This window comes from Ruegeria sp. BHSB056 (assembly GCF_059613305.1).
Genome location: NZ_JBXWSG010000023.1, coordinates 1 through 17,799, shown reverse-complemented (window position 1 = coordinate 17,799; position 17,799 = coordinate 1). Strand labels below are relative to the sequence as shown.

21 protein-coding genes are annotated in these 17,799 nt (G+C 56.1%); 11 read left to right on the top strand and 10 right to left on the bottom strand.

Annotation, left to right across the window (positions count from 1 at the left end):
• Positions 1-99: 99 nt before the first annotated feature.
• The gene (thyX, locus tag AC2FND_RS08225) at positions 100-1,008 is read left to right on the top strand and encodes an FAD-dependent thymidylate synthase (protein WP_496769048.1); all 909 of its coding nucleotides are present in this window, start codon (positions 100-102) and stop codon (positions 1,006-1,008) included.
• Between the two features lie 61 nt (positions 1,009-1,069).
• Positions 1,070-1,378 carry a hypothetical protein gene (locus tag AC2FND_RS08220; RefSeq protein WP_496769047.1) on the top strand — a complete coding sequence of 103 codons (309 nt, stop codon included), beginning with the start codon at positions 1,070-1,072 and terminating at the stop codon, positions 1,376-1,378.
• An 84-nt stretch (positions 1,379-1,462) separates the two neighbouring features.
• Here the strand turns inward: AC2FND_RS08220 and AC2FND_RS08215 are convergent, their stop codons facing one another.
• A complete protein-coding gene (locus AC2FND_RS08215) occupies positions 1,463-1,669 on the bottom strand; it encodes a cold-shock protein (protein WP_008758035.1) in 207 nt (68 codons plus the stop codon).
• A gap of 214 nt (positions 1,670-1,883) precedes the next feature.
• On the opposite strand from AC2FND_RS08215, the gene AC2FND_RS08210 reads away from it, so the two are divergent.
• Entirely contained in the window at positions 1,884-2,201 is a 318-nt protein-coding gene (locus AC2FND_RS08210; RefSeq protein ID WP_496769045.1) for an ArsC/Spx/MgsR family protein, read from the top strand.
• A 41-nt stretch (positions 2,202-2,242) separates the two neighbouring features.
• The gene (locus AC2FND_RS08205) at positions 2,243-2,611 is read left to right on the top strand and encodes a hypothetical protein (RefSeq protein WP_267365395.1); all 369 of its coding nucleotides are present in this window, start codon (positions 2,243-2,245) and stop codon (positions 2,609-2,611) included.
• A gap of 1 nt (position 2,612) precedes the next feature.
• Here AC2FND_RS08205 and AC2FND_RS08200 read toward each other — a convergent pair whose 3' ends face one another.
• The 5 genes from AC2FND_RS08200 to thrS form a co-directional block, all read right to left on the bottom strand.
• Entirely contained in the window at positions 2,613-3,131 is a 519-nt protein-coding gene (locus tag AC2FND_RS08200) for a DoxX family protein (protein ID WP_267365394.1), read from the bottom strand.
• On the bottom strand, positions 3,128-3,889 hold the full coding sequence (locus AC2FND_RS08195) for an HvfC/BufC family peptide modification chaperone (RefSeq protein WP_480484200.1): 762 nt from the start codon (positions 3,887-3,889) through the stop codon (positions 3,128-3,130). The genes AC2FND_RS08200 and AC2FND_RS08195 overlap by 4 nt, the downstream gene beginning before the upstream one ends.
• Positions 3,886-4,743, bottom strand: coding sequence for an MNIO family bufferin maturase (gene bufB, locus AC2FND_RS08190; RefSeq protein WP_496769042.1), 858 nt, complete (start codon positions 4,741-4,743; stop codon positions 3,886-3,888). The genes AC2FND_RS08195 and bufB overlap by 4 nt, the downstream gene beginning before the upstream one ends.
• A gap of 73 nt (positions 4,744-4,816) precedes the next feature.
• Positions 4,817-5,119 carry a BufA1 family periplasmic bufferin-type metallophore gene (locus tag AC2FND_RS08185; protein WP_209503410.1) on the bottom strand — a complete coding sequence of 101 codons (303 nt, stop codon included), beginning with the start codon at positions 5,117-5,119 and terminating at the stop codon, positions 4,817-4,819.
• Positions 5,120-5,340: 221 nt separating this feature from the next.
• On the bottom strand, positions 5,341-7,299 hold the full coding sequence (thrS, locus tag AC2FND_RS08180; RefSeq protein WP_496769040.1) for a threonine--tRNA ligase: 1,959 nt from the start codon (positions 7,297-7,299) through the stop codon (positions 5,341-5,343).
• Between the two features lie 212 nt (positions 7,300-7,511).
• On the opposite strand from thrS, the gene AC2FND_RS08175 reads away from it, so the two are divergent.
• From AC2FND_RS08175 to AC2FND_RS08160, 4 genes are all read left to right on the top strand, one after another.
• Positions 7,512-8,261 carry an alpha/beta fold hydrolase gene (locus AC2FND_RS08175; protein ID WP_496769038.1) on the top strand — a complete coding sequence of 250 codons (750 nt, stop codon included), beginning with the start codon at positions 7,512-7,514 and terminating at the stop codon, positions 8,259-8,261.
• Positions 8,261-9,253 carry an alpha/beta hydrolase gene (locus tag AC2FND_RS08170; RefSeq protein WP_496769037.1) on the top strand — a complete coding sequence of 331 codons (993 nt, stop codon included), beginning with the start codon at positions 8,261-8,263 and terminating at the stop codon, positions 9,251-9,253. Before AC2FND_RS08175 ends, AC2FND_RS08170 begins: the two co-directional genes overlap by 1 nt.
• A 41-nt stretch (positions 9,254-9,294) precedes the next feature.
• Complete coding sequence (locus AC2FND_RS08165) at positions 9,295-9,909, top strand: hypothetical protein (protein WP_496769089.1); 615 nt, start codon at positions 9,295-9,297, stop codon at positions 9,907-9,909.
• An 83-nt stretch (positions 9,910-9,992) separates the two neighbouring features.
• On the top strand, positions 9,993-10,709 hold the full coding sequence (locus AC2FND_RS08160; protein WP_496769035.1) for an alpha/beta fold hydrolase: 717 nt from the start codon (positions 9,993-9,995) through the stop codon (positions 10,707-10,709).
• Here the strand turns inward: AC2FND_RS08160 and AC2FND_RS08155 are convergent.
• Positions 10,700-11,287 carry a DUF6151 family protein gene (locus AC2FND_RS08155; protein ID WP_496769033.1) on the bottom strand — a complete coding sequence of 196 codons (588 nt, stop codon included), beginning with the start codon at positions 11,285-11,287 and terminating at the stop codon, positions 10,700-10,702. The two genes, AC2FND_RS08160 and AC2FND_RS08155, sit on opposite strands and share 10 nt — an antisense overlap.
• A gap of 5 nt (positions 11,288-11,292) precedes the next feature.
• Positions 11,293-12,564, bottom strand: a complete 1,272-nt coding sequence (phaZ, locus tag AC2FND_RS08150) for a polyhydroxyalkanoate depolymerase (protein WP_496769031.1) — start codon at positions 12,562-12,564, stop codon at positions 11,293-11,295.
• A gap of 111 nt (positions 12,565-12,675) precedes the next feature.
• Between phaZ and AC2FND_RS08145 the strand changes: the two genes are divergently transcribed.
• From AC2FND_RS08145 to phaR, 3 genes are all read left to right on the top strand, one after another.
• On the top strand, positions 12,676-14,478 hold the full coding sequence (locus AC2FND_RS08145; protein WP_209596897.1) for a PHA/PHB synthase family protein: 1,803 nt from the start codon (positions 12,676-12,678) through the stop codon (positions 14,476-14,478).
• Between the two features lie 130 nt (positions 14,479-14,608).
• Positions 14,609-15,055, top strand: a complete 447-nt coding sequence (locus AC2FND_RS08140) for a phasin family protein (protein ID WP_209503426.1) — start codon at positions 14,609-14,611, stop codon at positions 15,053-15,055.
• A gap of 135 nt (positions 15,056-15,190) precedes the next feature.
• A complete protein-coding gene (gene phaR / locus AC2FND_RS08135; protein ID WP_209503428.1) occupies positions 15,191-15,742 on the top strand; it encodes a polyhydroxyalkanoate synthesis repressor PhaR in 552 nt (183 codons plus the stop codon).
• 48 nt (positions 15,743-15,790) lie between these two features.
• Here the strand turns inward: phaR and AC2FND_RS08130 are convergent, their stop codons facing one another.
• Together AC2FND_RS08130 and AC2FND_RS08125 are read right to left on the bottom strand one after the other, a co-directional pair.
• Positions 15,791-17,005, bottom strand: coding sequence for a DegT/DnrJ/EryC1/StrS family aminotransferase (locus tag AC2FND_RS08130; RefSeq protein ID WP_496769030.1), 1,215 nt, complete (start codon positions 17,003-17,005; stop codon positions 15,791-15,793).
• Between the two features lie 113 nt (positions 17,006-17,118).
• Positions 17,119-17,799 (bottom strand): NAD(P)/FAD-dependent oxidoreductase (locus AC2FND_RS08125; protein WP_496769028.1); only part of this gene is annotated, 681 nt, incomplete at its 5' end.

Genomic DNA, 17,799 nt, shown 5'->3' with positions numbered 1-17,799 from the left:
AATTTGTTTTTTGCGCCCGCTGCGGCATATATCGCGGTTCCTGTGTCGAAATTGGCGATATATAGTAGGGGGCGACTCATTGCCAGAAAGGAAGATTCGATGCCGCTGTCCCCTGATCAACAGGCCGAGATTGACGCGCAACGCGCGCAATCGCATCCCACGCGTCGAGTTGTCTCGGCGGGAATGGAAGACCACCTGTACACGGCGCATCAGGTTCTGGATCATGGCTTTGTCCGCGTGATCGACTATATGGGGGACGATGCCGCCATCTGTCAGGCTGCGCGCGTTTCATACGGCAAAGGCACCAAATCCGTTCAGAATGACGAGGGGTTGATCCGGTATCTGATGCGGCACTGGCATTCGACGCCATTCGAAATGTGCGAAGTCAAATTGCATGTGAAATTGCCTGTGTTCGTGGCGCGGCAGTGGATCCGGCACCGAACCGCCAATGTGAATGAATACTCGGCACGGTATTCAATTCTGGATCGCGAGTTTTATATTCCCGCCCCTGAACATGTGGCGGCACAGTCCGAAGTGAACAATCAGGGCCGCGGGGCAGCGTTGGAAGGCGAAGAGGCCGCGCGCGTATTGGAAACCCTCAAGGCGGACAGCACACGCTGCTACGACAATTACGAATCCATGATCAGCCAGGACGGGCAACAGGGGCTTGCACGTGAACTGGCCCGCATGAACCTACCCGCAAACGTTTATACGCAGTGGTATTGGAAGGTGGACCTGCACAATCTGTTCCACTTCCTGCGCCTGCGGGCCGACCCGCATGCTCAGTATGAAATCCGCGTTTATGCCGAAGCGATGTGCAAGATCGTCGCTGATTGGGTGCCGTTTGCGTATAAGGCGTTTGAGGATTACCGGCTGGGTGCGGTGAACCTGTCTGCCCAGATGGTCGAAAGCCTGCAACGAATGCTGGCAGGAGAGGCGGTCACGCAAGAAAACTCCGGGATGACGGCGCGCGAATGGCGTGAGTTCGAGGCGATCATTCGTAAATAGAACCGACAAGCTGCATAGCTTTTGTCTATACGTGTCGTCATGGAATTGTTACACTTGTTCCATGGCGCGCGTTTTGGATCTTGCTCTGTTATGTCTGTTTCTTGGTCTCGCCTTGCCTGCGCAGGCCAAGTCTCCCATAGCTGAGGTTTTGTGCGAACCGACACCCCGGTTGCACCAGAAACTGGAAAGGCAGTTCGGTGCGCGGCGCGTCGCATCGGGTGTTCGCGGGCCGGAACAGATTATGGAAGTCTGGGCAAGTCAGCACGGGGACTGGACCATTGTTGTCACCTACGCGACAGGCACATCCTGCATCGTTGCCATGGGCGAAAACTGGAACACCCACGCCGACGCCAAGCCCGCGCGAGGGTAATGGAACGACACCGGTGGGGGATGGATAACGGCCGGAAATTGGCCGTCATCCTTATTGATCTACCGCGTGTTTAGCGGGATATTGTTACAGTGGTTTCAAATCAGCTGCCATTTGGCGGCCGTCGCGTCCGTCCTGCAACTCGTACGAAACTTTTTGGTTGTCTGCGAGTCCGGTGAGGCCGGACCGTTCTACGGCCGAGATATGTACAAACACATCTTTGCCCCCTTCGTCAGGGGCAATAAATCCATAGCCTTTGGTGGTATTGAACCATTTCACGGTGCCGGTTGGCATGTCCCGTGTCTCCTTCTACTTACGCATTGTCCCACAAATTGGTGGGGGCTGTGGTCAGCGTCACCACGAAAAAGATGTTTTGGCACTGGCTGAACAGTCCAATTCGTGTGTTTCGCCTTTTTCAACATTGCACGGTGAAGTAAAAAATCAAGAATAACCGCAAGAAGCGGGCAAGATTGCTTAAAATCAAAGCATGGGCAGGAGCGTCAAAGACATGCAGCTTTATGGGTTGAAAAATTGTGACACCTGTCGCAAGGCATTGAAATCGCTGCCAGACGTCAAATTTTCTGATGTGCGCAGCAATGGCGTTCCGGATTCTGTGCTGTCCCGGGCCTTTGCCGAGTTCGGCAATGACTTGCTTAATACCAGATCGACAACATGGCGCGGATTGGACGAAACCCAGCGTGCCAAGGCCCCTTTGGAGCTTTTGAAAGAGCACCCGACCCTGATGAAACGCCCATTGATCGAAGTCGATGGCAGGCTGTTGTTGGGTTGGACAGCTGAAACCCGTGCACAGCTTGGCATTTCCTGAACGGGCGCTTATCTGCGTGAAAGCAACAATGAGGATTTTCAATGCGTAATGCCGCAATGCTATTGGGTGTAATCGCCGGGTTGATCGGTATGATCGTCGGGTTCTTCGGCTATGCGAAGGTGGTCGTGGTTGACCATGTCGGCGAGATTGACGGAGTTCTAAGCCAGGTCGACAATCCCGATATGGTGCAAGCCATTTCGATTATCGCGCCCTTGCTTGCAATCGCGGGTGGGGCCATGGCGCCAGCGCGCGCGTTGATTGCCGGGGTTTTGTTGCTGGTGTCAGCGGCTGCGATGTACTACGCGTTCGGCTTTGGTGTTTTCACCATGTTCCCGATCACGTTTGCCGGGATCGCCGGGATACTTGGGCTGGCCGCGGGAAAACCGGACCAGCCCAAGGCGCATTTCTAAGTTACTTAAGGCGCAGTATCCGGTCGAGCGAGATCGGCCCTGCGCCGTTGATGACGATCACCAGCATCAGGAAGGTCCACATTGTGCGCTGATCCATCAGGGACGGCGCGGCGTCGAACAGGCTGCCCAGTTTCACGCCATGGCCGGTGACGTCGACAAGGGTCTGCACCCAGATAAAACCGATCATGCCCAAAGCCGCCAGACGCGAGAACAGCCCAACCAGAAGAAGTGCCGGTAGCACAAATTCGGCAACCGTTCCCATGAAGATGACGATGCGTTGGAAGAACGTCATCTGGGACACGTCATACAGAACAGCCTCGGCCGCTTTGGGGAATATCTGACCAAAGGCACCTGCCGAAGGCGAAAAGATTGACCCGTCGATCTTCAGCATGGCCGAGTTCCAGTAATAGACCAGAAGAACCGCAACAAAGACCAGCCGTGCCAGCGTAGGGGTCAACCAGCCAGAGGCAAGGTCCAGTTTTCCCATGGTGTTATTGTAGGTTGAGATCAAAGCAGTCATGTCTCGGGCCTTTCGATAGTCACAGAGGTTATTGCACCGCCCTGCAACAGCAGTGCCAGAGTGGTTCCAAGATCAAATTCAGGCAGTTTGGCAGTCGTTTTTTCATATGCGTCACCGATTGTGTCGCCGTTCTGCATACAGGCGATCCAGTCTGCACCACCCGCCGGAAGTGGATTGGGTGTGGGATCGAACTCGGCGCGTGTGATCAACACGTCCTCTGCACCGGCATTCGGTTTCGGTGCGTTCTCTTCGCTGTTAAATCGCCAGATCGCGAAAATTGGCCAATCCGAGCGGATCACCTGCATGGCCGGTGCAAACTGCAACCGGGCCTGCATGACCTGTTCGGGTTCGACGGCTAGAACATCTGCCGGTGCAGGTTCGCTGTCGGCGGCGTGGTAGGACTTGCGCAAGGCAATCTCCAACCGGGCCACGTCCGGCAGGTATCCAAGATGGGCAAGTTGGGGCATTCCTGCCAGAAAATCAGGAAACGCCTCGCCATAAAACATCATCAGCGGAGAGGAGGGCGGGTGCTGACGCAGGAAAATCCCGGCCAACCCATCCATGTTCTGCGCCCCTAGCAATTTGGCAATCACAGGAAACGCCTGATGCATCGCTTCGGTCAGCGACACCGCAACGTTGTTGCGGTAAACGCTGAATCTGCGACCGGCCGGTCGCGCACCGCCGTCCAGCAATCCACCGGGAACGGGCGCTGACGCATCCATCATGGCCGCGCGGAATTCAGATTGAGAAACGCTCATACCGGTATCCGGTCCAATGCGGTTTGCGCGCGAATGGCCTCATCCCGCAGAACGGGCCAATCAGGCACATCAGTGTCCCATTCGATCAGAACGGGTTTTGGCCCCGAACGCTCCAGCACATAATCCAGCAGGGCCCACACCGGATCGACCACTTCACGTCCGTGACTGTCGATCAGCAGCGGATGACCGTGATCGTCTTCATCCTCATCATGGCCGCCAAGGTGGATTTCCGACACCTTTTCAATCGGATAGGCGTCAATATAGCCTTGTGGTGAGAAATCCAGATTGGTCGCCGAGACAAAGACATTGTTTACGTCCAGCAACAAGCCGCAACCGGTGCGCTTGGCAATCTCCCTCAGGAAATCAGGTTCGGACCAGGTGCTTTCCTCGAAGGCCAGATAGCTGGACGGGTTTTCCAGCAGCATCTGACGCCCGACGGTGTCCTGCACCTGATCGATATGTTCACAAACCCGCGCAAGAGTTTCGTCGGTATAGGGCAGGGGCAGCAGATCGTTGTAGAAATGGCTGTCATGGGTAGACCAGGCCAAATGTTCGGAAAAGCTTGCAGGGTTCAGCCAACCGACCAGATGTTTCAACCGGGCCAAATGATCGGAGTCCAGCGCGCCTTCACCACCAATGGACAGGCCAACGCCATGGACCGAGATTGGGAACTTTTCGGAAAGGTGGCGCAGTTGCGCCAAGGGTCGCCCGCCGTCGCCCATATAATTCTCGGCATGGATTTCCAACCATGCGACGGGCTGTGCGTGTTCAAGTATCTGAGCGAAGTGTTGCGGCTTGTAACCAACGCCCGGCGCTGCGGGCAAGCGGTTTGACCGGTGGGTGTCATCCAACATGGGGCCAGTTCCTTGATCACGAAAGGGAAAGGGCGGGCGAAGGTGCCCGCCCCTCGAAATCGTCAGGCCAGTCTTATGCCGGCAGGTCGCGGTCAAGCGCTTCCAGCGAACCTTTGCGCGGTGTGCCGTTTGCTTCCGCAGGCAATTCGATGTCGGCGCAGGTGCCTGCATCAACCAGGGTCCATGCGTTGCCCTGATAATCAACGGTCGAGGTGCCCGCGCAGGTGGTGCCGGGGCCTGCGGCACAGTCGTTCTGACCGGCCAGCGATACGCCATAGCACTTTTCTTTTGCCTGTGCGCTTGCTGTGGTTGCGACACCCGATACGGCGGCTGCGACTGCGGTTGCGATAACCAGGGACTTAGCTGTGTTCGACATCTCGGTAATCCTCTTGATGACTGGGTATGTCTGCTTGTGACAATGACAAAGGTAGTGGCTTGGTGGGCAGAGTTGAATTCACGAGCCCGTGTCTCACAAGCGCGTCATGGGGCGGCCTGCCCCCTTGCAGCGTAATACACTGTTTTTGATGAAGAAAGGGTGAAATGTTACAATCCGACCCCTTAGTAGGGGTCGGATTTTTTTGGAAATGGTGCTGTTTGTTACAGCAGATCTGGCGGGGTGGCGGCGTGTGCCAGCTCTTTTGTTACAACATCAAGCGGTTGTACCTGGGTCTGTTTTTCACCCAGTCGCCGCACGCTTACGGTGCGTTCGTCAACTTCGCGGTGACCGACGGCCAGAATTACAGGTACTTTGCCGACCGAATGCTCGCGGACCTTGTAGTTGATCTTTTCATTACGGATGTCGGCCTCGGCCCGCACACCCGCAGCACGCAGGGTTTCGACCACTTCGGTGACATAGTCGTCCGCGTCGGACGTGATGGACGCGACGACGACCTGACGCGGGGCCAGCCAGAACGGCAATTTGCCTGCGTGTTCCTCGATCAAGATACCGATGAAGCGTTCGAACGAACCAAGTGTTGCGCGGTGCAGCATGACCGGGCGGTGCTTGGCCCCGTCGGCGCCGATATAGGTGGCGTCCAGCCGTTCGGGCAGAACAAAGTCCACCTGATGCGTTCCGCATTGCCAATCCCGGCCGATTGCGTCGGTCAGAACAAATTCAAGCTTCGGACCATAAAATGCACCTTCACCGGGGTTTAGCTCCGGTTCGATCCCAGCCGCACGGGTCGCGCTGAGCAAAGCAGCTTCGGCTTTGTCCCACACTTCGTCCGATCCAGAGCGCTTCTCGGGCCTATCCGAAAATTTGACCGAAAAGTTCTCGAACCCGAGGTCTTTGTAGATCTCGGACAGGAAGCGAATGAACTCGGCAGTCTCGGATTCAATCTGATCCTCGGTGCAGAAAATGTGGCCATCATCCTGTGTAAAACCACGCACACGCATAATGCCGTGCAATGCGCCCGACGGCTCATAGCGGTTGCACGATCCGAATTCGGCCATGCGCAGCGGCAGGTCGCGATAGGATTTCAGGCCCTGATTGAAAATCTGCACATGGCAGGGGCAGTTCATCGGCTTCAGGGCGTTGATCGCCTTTTCGCGCGCATGTTCTTCGTCCACTTCGACGATGAACATGTTTTCCTGATACTTGTCCCAATGGCCCGATGCTTCCCACAGTTTGCGGTCAACGACTTGCGGCGTGTTTACCTCAACATACCCACCCTTGCGCTGCTGACGGCGCATGTAGTCCTGCAACTGGGTGTAGATGGACCAGCCATTGGGGTGCCAGAAGATCTGACCGGGGGCTTCTTCCTGCATGTGAAACAGGTCCATCTCGCGGCCCAGTTTGCGGTGGTCGCGCTTTGCGGCCTCTTCCAGCATATGCAGGTGGTCTTTCAGCTTTTCCTTGCCGGTGAAGGCCACGCCGTAGATGCGTTGCAGCATCGCGCGGTTGCTGTCGCCGCGCCAATAGGCACCGGCGATGGACATCAGCTTGAACGCATCACCGGGAACCTGACCGGTATGTTGCAGATGCGGACCGCGGCACAAATCCTGCCAGTGGCCGTGCCAGTACATGCGCAACGGCTCATCCCCGGGAATGGCTTCGATCAGCTCAACCTTATAGGGCTCATTGTTGGCCTTGTAGAACTCGATGGCCCGCTCGCGGTCCCAAACCTCGGTGGTGACTGGGTCGCGCTTGTTAATGATCTCTTTCATCTTTTTCTCGATGAGGCCAAGATCTTCGGGCGTGAACGGTTCTTCCCGGTCGAAGTCATAATACCAGCCGTTTTCGATAACGGGGCCGATGGTGACCTTGGTCGCAGGCCAGATCTCCTGCACAGCGCGGGCCATGATGTGGGCCAGATCGTGGCGGATCAGTTCGTTGGCCTGCGTGTCATCCTTCATGGTGTGGATGGCAATTTGCGCATCGGCTTCGATCGGCCATTGCAGGTCCCAGTGTTTGCCGTCAACGGTGGCCGAGATGGCCTTTTTGGCCAGCGAACTTGAAATATCGGCAGCCACCTGCGCAGGCGTAACCCCTGCGTCATAGGAACGTGCATTGCCATCTGGGAAAGTGAGAGAGACGGATTTTGAATCCAGGGCCATGTCGGCTCTCCTCGTCGGTTTGGCGCCCACTGAACGCCCGGTTGCGGGTTATTTGCGTCTGGCTGATGTGGCAGGTGGATATGCCTGTGTCAAGTGTAGGGGCGAGGGGCCAGCCCCTCGCGCTCCCCAGAGTATTTGAAAAAAGATGAAGTGGGCGGAATTGCACTCGGGGGTGGGGCGTGCATGATGCAGTAAAAAGGAAAGAAGGTTTCATGGCAGCGACGAATTTTCTGGAGACGCCGCAGGGGCGGCGACTGGCTTATCACAAGACCGAAGGGGCAGGGCCGACCATCGTTTTTCTGGGTGGGCTCATGTCGGATATGGAAGGCACCAAGGCAGTCCATCTGGAAGCTTGGGCGCAGGCGCGGGGGCGGGCCTTTTTGCGGTTTGATTATTCCGGCCATGGCGAAAGCTCTGGCGCGTTCACGGATGGGTGCATTGGGGATTGGCATGAGGACACTGTTGCTGCGGTCGATGCCTTGACCAAGGGGCCGCTGATCGTTGTCGGCTCGTCCATGGGGGGGTGGCAGGCGCTTTTGCTGGCCAAGGCCATGCCGGACCGGATAGCAGGTATGGTCACGATCGCCGCCGCGCCGGATTTCACGGAAGATGGCTATTGGGCTTCATTCACCGATAACCAGAAAGCCGCCCTGGAAACTGACGGGCATGTCGAGTTGCCGTCCGATTACATGGAACCTTACATCGTTACCAAACGGATGATCGAAGATGGGCGGCAGCGCCTTGTACTGCGCGACACGTTGAACCTGCCGTTCAAGGTTCGTTTCCTACAGGGAACAGCGGATACAGCCGTTTCGACTGAAACGGCCGTTCGGTTGCTGGACCACGCAACAGGGCCGGACATGCAGCTTCTTTTGGTCAAGGATGCCGATCACAGGTTCTCGGACGATGCATGTCTTGGCATGATCGAGGCGGCGGTTCTGGATGTGTTGGGAGACGCGTGATGCGGCGTTTTGGAAGGCTTCTGGGGCGCTTGTTCCTTGCGTTGATTGCCGTTGGTGGCCTTATCTACTGGTTTGGCCCGCGCGAAGAGGTGAACCTGAGCCCCAACTTTGATCCTCGAAAGTTTGGTGAGGGCGTACAGGTTTATTTCGAAAGCACCGAAGCCGCGTTTGACGATATCGTTCCGGGTGTCGAAAAACGAGTGATCTGGCAGGATGGTTATAACGAGCGGCGCACCCCGTATTCCGTTCTTTACATCCATGGCTTTTCTGCAAGTTCCGAGGAAATCCGGCCAGTTCCGGACCTTGTGGCAGACGCGCTGGGGGTCAATCTGGTGTACACGCGTTTGCAAGGTCATGGGCGAACCGGATCAGCCATGGCAGAAGGCACTGCCTCGGGCTGGATGCTGGACACTGCCGAGGGATTGGCAGCCGCACGTGCTGTTGGGGACAAGGTGATTGTGATCTCAACGTCGACCGGTGCGACGCTTGCAGCCGCCGCTGCTTTGGATACCAGCCTCAGCGAAGACGTTGTCGGCATGGTCTTTGTCTCTCCGAACTTCGGGGTCAATACGGCCGCGGCATGGATCCCCACTTTGCCATGGGCAAGGGATTGGTTACCGGTCCTGATGGGGGACGAACGCGATGTATCGGGGCCAGACCCGGAAAAGAACAAGTATTGGTCTACTGTCTATCCGTGGGAGTCGGTCGTGCCGATGTCCGTTCTGGTTGAGAAAGTCTATGCGCTGGATTTCTCGAATGCCCTGGTGCCCGTGCTGTTCTGGTTCTCGGACAACGATCAGGTGGTGCGCCCTGACCGAACCCACGAGGTCGCCAAAGTGTGGGGTGCGCCAACATCCGTCAAACTGGTGACAATGGGCCCCGAGGATGATCCGTCATCTCATGTCATAGCTGGCCGCCTGATGTCTCCAGGGCAGACCGACGCGGCTGTGGACGGTATTCTGGATTGGCTAAAAGGGCTGGGGGTGGAATGATGGCGGCCTCGGGTCGTGGGACGATGCGAAAGCCGGGCAGTATGTGGAGCCTTGAGACGTTGGGGCGCGTTCGTCTGTCCCGGTATTTCTTCATGCGCGATTTCCTCTATTCCGAGATCGGGAACTTTCACCAGAAACAGAACATTCCAGACAACCCGGAACTGGCTATCGAGACAGGACGTGCGTTCTGTGAAACTCTGCTGGACCCTCTGGAAGAGACCTTTGGCAGGATCGCCGTGCGCTCGGGCTATCGCTCACCGTCGCTAAACAGGTTTGGCAATGAAAACAAACTGAACTGCGCCCGGAATGATCACCCGTTGGAATGCCACATCTGGGATCGTGGGGACGGGGATGCGCGGATTGCCGGGGCGTCTGTTGTAATTCCGTGGTTTGCGGATCAGCATGCGCAGGGCAGGGATTGGCGCGATCTGGCATGGTGGATGCATGATCACCTGGATTATTCCGAGATCTGGTTTTTTCCGAAACTTTGCGCTTTTAATCTGGTGTGGCGCCCTAAACCGCAGCGCCGGATTGACAGCTACATTGCGCCACGCGGATGCCTTCTGAAACCGGGCGCTGAGCCCGAGGAAAGTGCGGCTTCACGGCGGTCCCGCTATGCTGACTTTCCAGCTTTTCGGGCAATCGCCTATCCGTGACGTTCCGCTTGTTGGAATGTGATAAACTCTCAACCTGACTACAAACCCAAGGGCTCGGAATACCGAGCATATGGAGGCCCCGTGTGATCGAGCCGCTGGTACTGCTACCTGGACTGATGTGCGATGCCCGACTGTATCGCCCTCAGATCGAGGTGTTTTCGCAGACGCGACCCGTAACCGTTGCGCCAATCTCAGCAGGTGAGCGTATCGAAGAGATAGCCTCGGGTCTATTGGACCAACTTCCACATCGGTTTGCACTGGCTGGTTTAAGCATGGGTGGTGTGGTGGCGTTAGAGCTGATCCGCCGGGCCCCGGAACGTGTGTCACGCCTGTGCCTGATGGCAACTGATGCGCAGGCGGACACGCCTCAAATGGCTGCCGGTCGCGAAGACCTGATCATTGGCGCGCAGGGTGGCCGGTTGGAGGAGGTCATGCGGAAACTTGTGGGGTCCAACACGCTGGCACCGGGCCCGCAGCGTATTCCCATCCTGAACGGCTTGTTGGCAATGGCACAGGATTTGGGTGTTGAAACCTTCGTGCGTCAGATGCGTGCCCTGCAACGCCGCCCGGATCAACAGGCCGCATTGCGCCGCATCAAGGTGCCCACGTTGGTTCTGTGCGGTGCGCATGACACTCTGACACCGGTTAAACGACATTCTTTCATGGCAGAGCTCATTCCCGGAGCGGAACTGCTGGTTATTGAAAAGGCCGGTCACTTGCTGACCCTCGAAACGCCCGACATCGTCAATGAGGCGCTGCAAACCTGGTTGGACGCCCAGCAACGGTTTGATTACTGGTAAAGCGTCGCGCGTTCGGTCTTTGAAATGACAGTTGGCGTCACTACGGGTTTACCAGTTTTTTGGTCGAAAAACGGTGTGTTCTTCCATCGCCCAGACAGGCGCGATCCGACGGCCCTGCGCAACAGTCCAAAAATAACGGGGCCGGGATTTTCGTGCTTTTGCTTTCCGTCCAGTTGGGGAACAAACCCACGTGTCGTGACGGGTCCCAGCGCCGAAGCTCCACCCGCAACCCGGCCGACGATAACGCCAGCAAACGGGAGTTTCGCGGTTTTGGGCGTTGCCGCCAAAGGTGCGTTACAGCAACTGGCGTACCAACGCAGCATGCCCTTGGGGCTGAGTTGCATCGCCGCAAGATACTGACTTCCGGTGCTGATTTCGATCTCATCCGGTGCGATCTGAAAAATCTCGACAGGCGCAGGTGCAGGGTCGGGTTGCTTGAAATATAGTTGAGCGGCACGGCAATCGTGACAGAAACACTCAACATGTGTCCCTTGCTGAACACCGCGGGGTGAAATGCGTCCCTGCAAGTTGCCGCATTGGCAGGAAAAGGTAAGGCCATTTTGCGCTGACCCACTCATTTCGGTTAGGCAACCTTGTTGGAATTGGCCGCGCGACGGTTTGGTTTTCGCGCATTTTCGTTCATGAAATCAATCACAAGAGGACGAATGTTGTCGCGCCAGCTGCGGCCTGCGAAGATACCATAGTGACCGGCGCCGTGTTCAACGTGGCTTGCCTTTTTGCTGTCGGGCAGGCCGGTGCACAAATCCAGCGCGGCAATACACTGGCCGGGTGCAGAGATGTCATCATTTGCACCTTCGACAGTCTTCACCGCAACATCAGTAATCTTACTGATGTCCACCTTGTGACCCGCGACCACGAACTCGTTTCTCGCAATCTCTCGATTCTTGAAGACCCGCTCGACCGTCGAAAGATAGAACTCGGCAGTCATGTCCATCACGGCCAGGTATTCGTCGTAGAAGCGGTTATGGGCATCCTGATCCGAGGCTTCGTCCCGCATGACGCGCTGAATCTGGTCGGAAAACGCTTTGGAGTGACGATCTGCATTCATGGACATGAACGAGGCCAATTGCAGCAGGCCCGGATAGACCATGCGCCCTACGCCCTTGTACTTGAAGCCAACGCGCTGAATCATTGTTTCTTCCAACTGGCCCATGGTGACGCGACGGCCAAAGTCTGTCACATCGGTCGGCGTTGCGTCCGGATCGACGGGGCCACCAATCAGTGTCAGAGTGCTTGGCTGCGCTTTGGGTTCGATTTCGGCCAGGTATGCCGTTGCGGCCAATGTCAGAGGCGCAGGTTGGCAAACGGCAACAACATGGGTGTCCGGTCCAAGCTCTTTCATAAAATCGACAAGGTAGAGCGTGTAGTCTTCGACATCGAATTTACCTGCGGACACAGGGATATCGCGCGCATTATGCCAATCTGTGATGTAGACTTCGCAATTGACCAGAAGGCTTTTGACCGTCGAGCGCAGCAACGTTGCATAGTGCCCGGACATTGGGGCAACCAACAGCACTTTGCGGGGTTGTTCTTTCCGGCCATTGACGCGGAAATGTACCAGATCACCAAAAGGGCGTTCCAGAACAGTCGTGATTTCAACCAGATGATCCTTGCCATCTTCGCAGGTGAACGTGCGAATACCCCAATCGGGCTTTGCAACCATCCGCTGGAACGTACGCTCGGTAACCTCGCCCCAGGCGGCCATCCAGTTGAATGCGGGGTTCGGCACCATCGAAAACATCGGATAGGACGCCATCGCGCTGGCGGTTGCACCAAGCCATTGGTTGGTGTTTCGCGCAGTTTCCATCAGGTCGTAGGTCATCATATAGCGCATAAACGGGGCCTCCTGAGTGTCAGCCTGATAGTTCGGACCATTCGTCGCTTTGCCCCCCAGCACCCACGACGTTATTCTGCATAGCAGCGAGGTTAGGGGGGAATTGTTAAAATGACAACTAGTGAAGACCACATGCCAGACGTATCCGAAGAACACATTGAACGCCTTAAAGAAAATATGGATAAGGTCGAGAAGTTATCGAAGCGCCTGATTGAGGTCATGGCTGTAAAACGGCCCCACACTCCCGCGCTGGACGGCCCGAATCAAGAGCTTTTCGCACGGGCAGCAAGTGCCTATTGGGCGGAGGCTTGGCAAAATCCCGCCAAATTACTGGAACAGCAGATAGAATTCTGGGGCAAGTCAGTGCTGAACTTTGCCGAGGCGCAGAAAGCGCTGACTGCGTCTGACGCGGAAGACGAAGCACCCAAGCCAGAAGACAAGCGATTTTCGAACCCCCTTTGGGAAACTAACCCCTATTTCCGTCTGATCCGCCAGCAATACCAGACCAATGCGCAAGCGATCGCGCAGGCTGTTGCGTCCGTGGACGATCTGGATGCCAAGGACAAAAGGCGGCTGCAGTATTTCTCGCAACAAATCGTCGACATGATGGCGCCGACAAATTTCCTGGCGACCAACCCGGATGCCTTGCAAAAAGCGGTCGAAACCGAGGGCCAGTCACTGATCAAGGGGTTGGAAAACCTTGTGTCAGATCTTGAGGCCAATAATGGAGAACTGGTCGTCAAACTGGCAGATGAAAGTGCCTTTGAGGTCGGCGGTAACCTGGCGACGACGCCGGGGGAGGTGGTTTTTCGCAACCGGATGATGGAACTGATTCAGTACAAGCCGGCGACCGAAACGGTCTACGAGACCCCGATTGTCCTGTTCCCGCCCTGGATCAACAAGTTCTATATCCTGGACCTGAAAGCCCAGAACAGCATGATCAAATGGATCACCGAGCAGGGATATACCCTGTTTGTTGTGAGCTGGGTCAATCCGGACGAAAGCTATGCCGAAACAGGCATGGAAGACTACATTCAGGATGGTTTCCTGACTGCAATCGAGACGGCCAAGAAGATTTGCAAGGTCAAACAGGTCAACGCTGTGGGGTATTGCATCGCGGGCACCACCCTGAGCCTGACGCTGTCACTGCTGAAACAACGAGGAGACAAGTCGGTCAAATCGGCGACTCTGTTCACCGCATTGACGGATTTTTCCGATCAGGGAGAGTTCACGCCTTTCCTTCAAAACGATTTTATCGACGGAATCGAAGAAGAAGTGAAAAAGGAAGGTGTTCTGCGGTCGTGGATCATGGCGCGCACAATGTCATTCCTGAGATCACGTGACCTGATTTATGGCCCGGCCATTCGCAGCTATATGATGGGTGAAGTGCCCCCGGCCTTTGATTTGCTCTACTGGAACGGAGACGGGGCCAACCTGCCTGCGAAAATGGCGGTTGAGTACTTGCGTGGGTTATGCCAGCGCAACGAATTCGCCACCGATGGCTTTGAGTTGCTGGGGCATAAGCTGAAGCTTGGTGACGTTGATGTGCCCCTGATGGCCATCACATGCGAAACCGATCACATCGCGGCGTGGAAAGATTGTTATCGCGGTGTGCAAAAGATGGGCTCGCGATCAAAAACTTTCGTGGTTTCCGAGTCGGGTCATATTGCGGGTATCGTGAACCCACCCAGCAAGAAAAAGTACGGGCATTACACCAACCCGGATTTGAAACCAGACGCCGCCACCTGGTTAAAGGAAGCCGATTTTCATGAAGGGTCATGGTGGCCCATGTGGGATGCGTGGCTGAAGAAACGTTCAGGCAAGCAGGTACCGGCCCGTGAACCGGGCGATTCGAAGCACCCGAGCCTAGCTGCTGCACCCGGAACGTATGTAGTGGCAAAACCAAACGCCTGATTTCATTCTGAAACTTAATTATTTCTGCAGCGCAGCAAAAAAAACTTGCAATGCTGCGTTGCAGCAATCATATTGTCCTCAAGCTGATGAAACCCGGGGTGGGCCCGGACTGGCTAAAAGGATTAAGACAATGGCTAAGACCCAAGACTTTACCGCGATCATGAAAGACATGATGGGTGCATTCCCTGTGGACACAACCGCAATGGAAGGCGCATTCAAATCGACCGCCTCGCTGAACGAGAAGCTGTCGGGCGTTGCTCTGGAAGCAGCTGAGAAATCGGCAGAGATCTCGAGCAAATGGACCAAAGACACGCTGGCTAAACTGACCGAGATGTCGAAAGCCAAGGCAGAGCCTGCCGACTACGCAAAAGCAGCAACCGATTTCGCAAGCGCGTCTGCTGAAGTTGCAGCCGAGAACATGGCCGCTTTCGCAGAAATCGCGAAAAAAGTTCAGACCGAAACCGTCGAACTGCTGATGGCTGCTGGTAAAGAAGCTGCGGAAGAAGCATCCGCCGCTGTTAAAAAAGCAACCAATGACGTGACCACAGCCGCTAAAAAAGCTGCTGCTGCGAAGTAAGAAAAGTCAGCGAAACGCACCCGACCCTCCCTATAGGTGCAATCGCGTTGGGCAGGTCCATTGACCTGCCCTTTCTTTTTGTGCTGCACTCGCATAACCTGTGCTGCAACGCATCATCCTTGGGGAGGGAACCCGGTGTCGGACCAAGAAAAACCGCTGCTGATCAAGCGCTATGCCAGCCGTCGGCTGTATAACACCGAGACCAGCGATTACGTGACGCTCGAAGATATCGCGGGGTTCATCCGCGACGGGCGCGAAGTACAGATTATCGACCTGAAGTCCGGCGACGACCTGACACGGCAGTATCTGCTGCAAATCATTGCTGAACATGAAAGCCGCGGCGAGAATGTGCTGCCTGTCAATGTTCTTAACGACCTGGTGCGCAGTTACATGCTGCCGGGCGGAGGCATGATGCCGCAATTCCTGCAAAGCTCGTTCGAGATGCTGCGCGAAAGCCAAAGCAAGATGATGGAAAACATGAATGCCATGAACCCGATGTCTCAGATGCCGGGTTTTGACGCGTTGCAAGCGCAGCAGCAGGCATTTTTGAAGGCTATGACAGGTGGGTTGTCTGGCAGATGGTCCTCGCCAGAGAAGGAAAGCGAAAAGTCAAAGCCGAAAGAGGATCTTGACGATATCAAGAAGCAGTTAGCTGAACTACAACAGAAGCTTTCAAAGCTGAATTGAATTGAGCCCGAGTAAGAGGCCCACCAATTAAGTGGGCCAGTTTTAGTCTCAGGTGCCGTAGACCGGCATTGGGCCGGTCACTTCGCCGACGGCAGCCAGCAGAATATCCGCGATCACGTCCAACTCTGCGCGTGTCAGGCGTACGGGCAGTCGGACGTCACACGCTTTCATCAGCATGTCACGTGTTTGCGGCAGTTCGAAGGTTTCCGGCAGGAATTGCCAGTTCCAGAAGGCGCGTGCATTGTCCTGACTCAGGCCAAAGACCTGAACTTTGACGCCGCGCGCCTCGGCTGCGGCGGCAAATGCGCGAATCTCGTGCTCCTGCAACCCAACCAGATTGAACTGAATCGAATCTGGTGCGCGCTGCTCGGGGGGCAGTGGCGCTGGTACGTCGATATGCGGTGAGGTATTCAAGCGTCCGGCAACATAGTCGTGGTTCGCCAGACCGTCGCGAACACGACGGGCCAGTTCTGGGATCTGCGGGCGGATCACAGCGGCGCTCAGGTTGTTCAAACGCAGGTTATAAAGCGGCAGCTTGTTCTGCCAGCGGACGAAGGCCTCTTCCAACTCGGGCGAGTTGTCGCCGTGCGGTCCTTTGTGTTTCTTCCAGTTATGTTCGTACGCGCCCGACATGATGACGGCACGAGCCACCAGATCAGCATCGTTTGAGATTAGAATACCGCCTTCGCCCGCATTGATCATCTTGTAGGATTGAAACGAGAAACAGCCGACCTTGCCGATGGTTCCGATATTTTTGCCATTCCAGGTCGTGCCCAGCGAATGCGCGGCGTCTTCGATCACCGGGATGTCACGCGCGTCACAAAGTGCCATGATCGCGTCCATATCAGATGTGTGGCCGCGCATGTGGCTGATGATCACCGCATGAACGCTGTCGAGCTTGGCCTCGAAATCGGCCATGTCGATGCGATAATTCTCGCCTACTTCGCACAGAACCGGAATGCAGTCCGCGTGGATGACTGACGAAGGAACCGCCGCAAAAGTGAAGCCGGGGATCAGGACGCGCGCATCGCGCGGCAGACCCAGTGCCTTGAGCGACAGGAACAGCGCAGCAGAGCAGGATGAAACAGCGAGAGCGTATTTTGTGCCCAGCAGTTCGGCAAACTCGGCCTCCAGCAAAGCCACCGGGGCATCTTGCGGGGCGGTATAGCGAAACAAGTCGCCCGACTGCATCAGGGCGTCGATGGCTTCTTTTGCTGCTTCTGGGATGGGTTCGGCGTCATGAACGTTTGGTGGAAGCGTCATATTTGGATTTCCCGAATTCTATCTTTGGTAAAGATAAAGCTATTCAGGTGGCAATCCAAGCCCTCAATCGCCGCGCCAGCGGAAATTTACCAATTTGTCACAAGTCACGTGGATCAGATCCCAAGCCGGTCTCGCATGGCGAACCATGTCATTGCCAGCACGAGCAGCGGGTTGCGCAGGGCGGAACCGCCGGGGAAAGGCAGGGTTGGCACGCGGGCCATTGTATCGAACCCTTCTGCCTGCCCCTGAATGGCCAGTGCCATCAGTTGCCCGGCGTGGATCGCGGTGCCTACACCATGGCCGGAATAGCCGGAAGCAGACAGAATATTGGGTGCGATACGAACCAGATAAGGCATCCGCCGCATGGTAATGGCCAGAGTTCCACCCCATGCGTAGTCGATTTTGACATCGCGCAGATGTGGGAAAATCTCGGTCATCGGCTTGCGGACCTTCGCCGCGACATCCGCAGGAAAACGATAGCCATAACTTTCGCCGCCACCGAACAGAAGCCGGCCATCGGCGCTGAGGCGGAAATAGTTCACCACGAACTTGGTATCCGCGACCGCGACATCCTGAGTCAGGACCCGCGCAGCTTCGGTGCCAAGGGGTTCGGTCGCTGCGATGAAGTTGTTGATGGGCATGACACGGGCCGCGACAGTCCGGTTGAGATTGCCAAGATAGCCATTGCAGGCCAGCACAACATGGTCGGCCCTTACGTTCCCCTTGGCGGTCCGGATCAGCGCAGGCTGGGTTTCGTCAATATCGAGGACTTCGGTGCCCTCAAAAATGCGAAC

Bases quoted from the DNA above. Each gene is read 5' to 3' on its own strand.
- AC2FND_RS08165 (WP_496769089.1), top strand. From the start codon at position 9,295: ATGTGGAGCCTTGAGACGTTGGGGCGCGTTCGTCTGTCCCGGTATTTC.
- AC2FND_RS08220 (WP_496769047.1), top strand. From the start codon at position 1,070: ATGGCGCGCGTTTTGGATCTTGCTCTGTTATGTCTGTTTCTTGGTCTC.
- AC2FND_RS08130 (WP_496769030.1), bottom strand. From the start codon at position 17,005: ATGACGCTTCCACCAAACGTTCATGACGCCGAACCCATCCCAGAAGCA.
- AC2FND_RS08140 (WP_209503426.1), top strand. From the start codon at position 14,609: ATGGCTAAGACCCAAGACTTTACCGCGATCATGAAAGACATGATGGGT.
- thyX (WP_496769048.1), top strand. From the start codon at position 100: ATGCCGCTGTCCCCTGATCAACAGGCCGAGATTGACGCGCAACGCGCG.
- AC2FND_RS08175 (WP_496769038.1), top strand. From the start codon at position 7,512: ATGGCAGCGACGAATTTTCTGGAGACGCCGCAGGGGCGGCGACTGGCT.
- thrS (WP_496769040.1), bottom strand. From the start codon at position 7,299: ATGGCCCTGGATTCAAAATCCGTCTCTCTCACTTTCCCAGATGGCAAT.
- AC2FND_RS08185 (WP_209503410.1), bottom strand. From the start codon at position 5,119: ATGTCGAACACAGCTAAGTCCCTGGTTATCGCAACCGCAGTCGCAGCC.
- AC2FND_RS08155 (WP_496769033.1), bottom strand. From the start codon at position 11,287: ATGAGTGGGTCAGCGCAAAATGGCCTTACCTTTTCCTGCCAATGCGGC.
- AC2FND_RS08195 (WP_480484200.1), bottom strand. From the start codon at position 3,889: ATGAGCGTTTCTCAATCTGAATTCCGCGCGGCCATGATGGATGCGTCA.
- AC2FND_RS08200 (WP_267365394.1), bottom strand. From the start codon at position 3,131: ATGACTGCTTTGATCTCAACCTACAATAACACCATGGGAAAACTGGAC.
- bufB (WP_496769042.1), bottom strand. From the start codon at position 4,743: ATGTTGGATGACACCCACCGGTCAAACCGCTTGCCCGCAGCGCCGGGC.
- AC2FND_RS08215 (WP_008758035.1), bottom strand. From the start codon at position 1,669: ATGCCAACCGGCACCGTGAAATGGTTCAATACCACCAAAGGCTATGGA.
- AC2FND_RS08210 (WP_496769045.1), top strand. From the start codon at position 1,884: ATGCAGCTTTATGGGTTGAAAAATTGTGACACCTGTCGCAAGGCATTG.
- AC2FND_RS08145 (WP_209596897.1), top strand. From the start codon at position 12,676: ATGACAACTAGTGAAGACCACATGCCAGACGTATCCGAAGAACACATT.
- AC2FND_RS08205 (WP_267365395.1), top strand. From the start codon at position 2,243: ATGCGTAATGCCGCAATGCTATTGGGTGTAATCGCCGGGTTGATCGGT.
- phaZ (WP_496769031.1), bottom strand. From the start codon at position 12,564: ATGCGCTATATGATGACCTACGACCTGATGGAAACTGCGCGAAACACC.
- AC2FND_RS08170 (WP_496769037.1), top strand. From the start codon at position 8,261: ATGCGGCGTTTTGGAAGGCTTCTGGGGCGCTTGTTCCTTGCGTTGATT.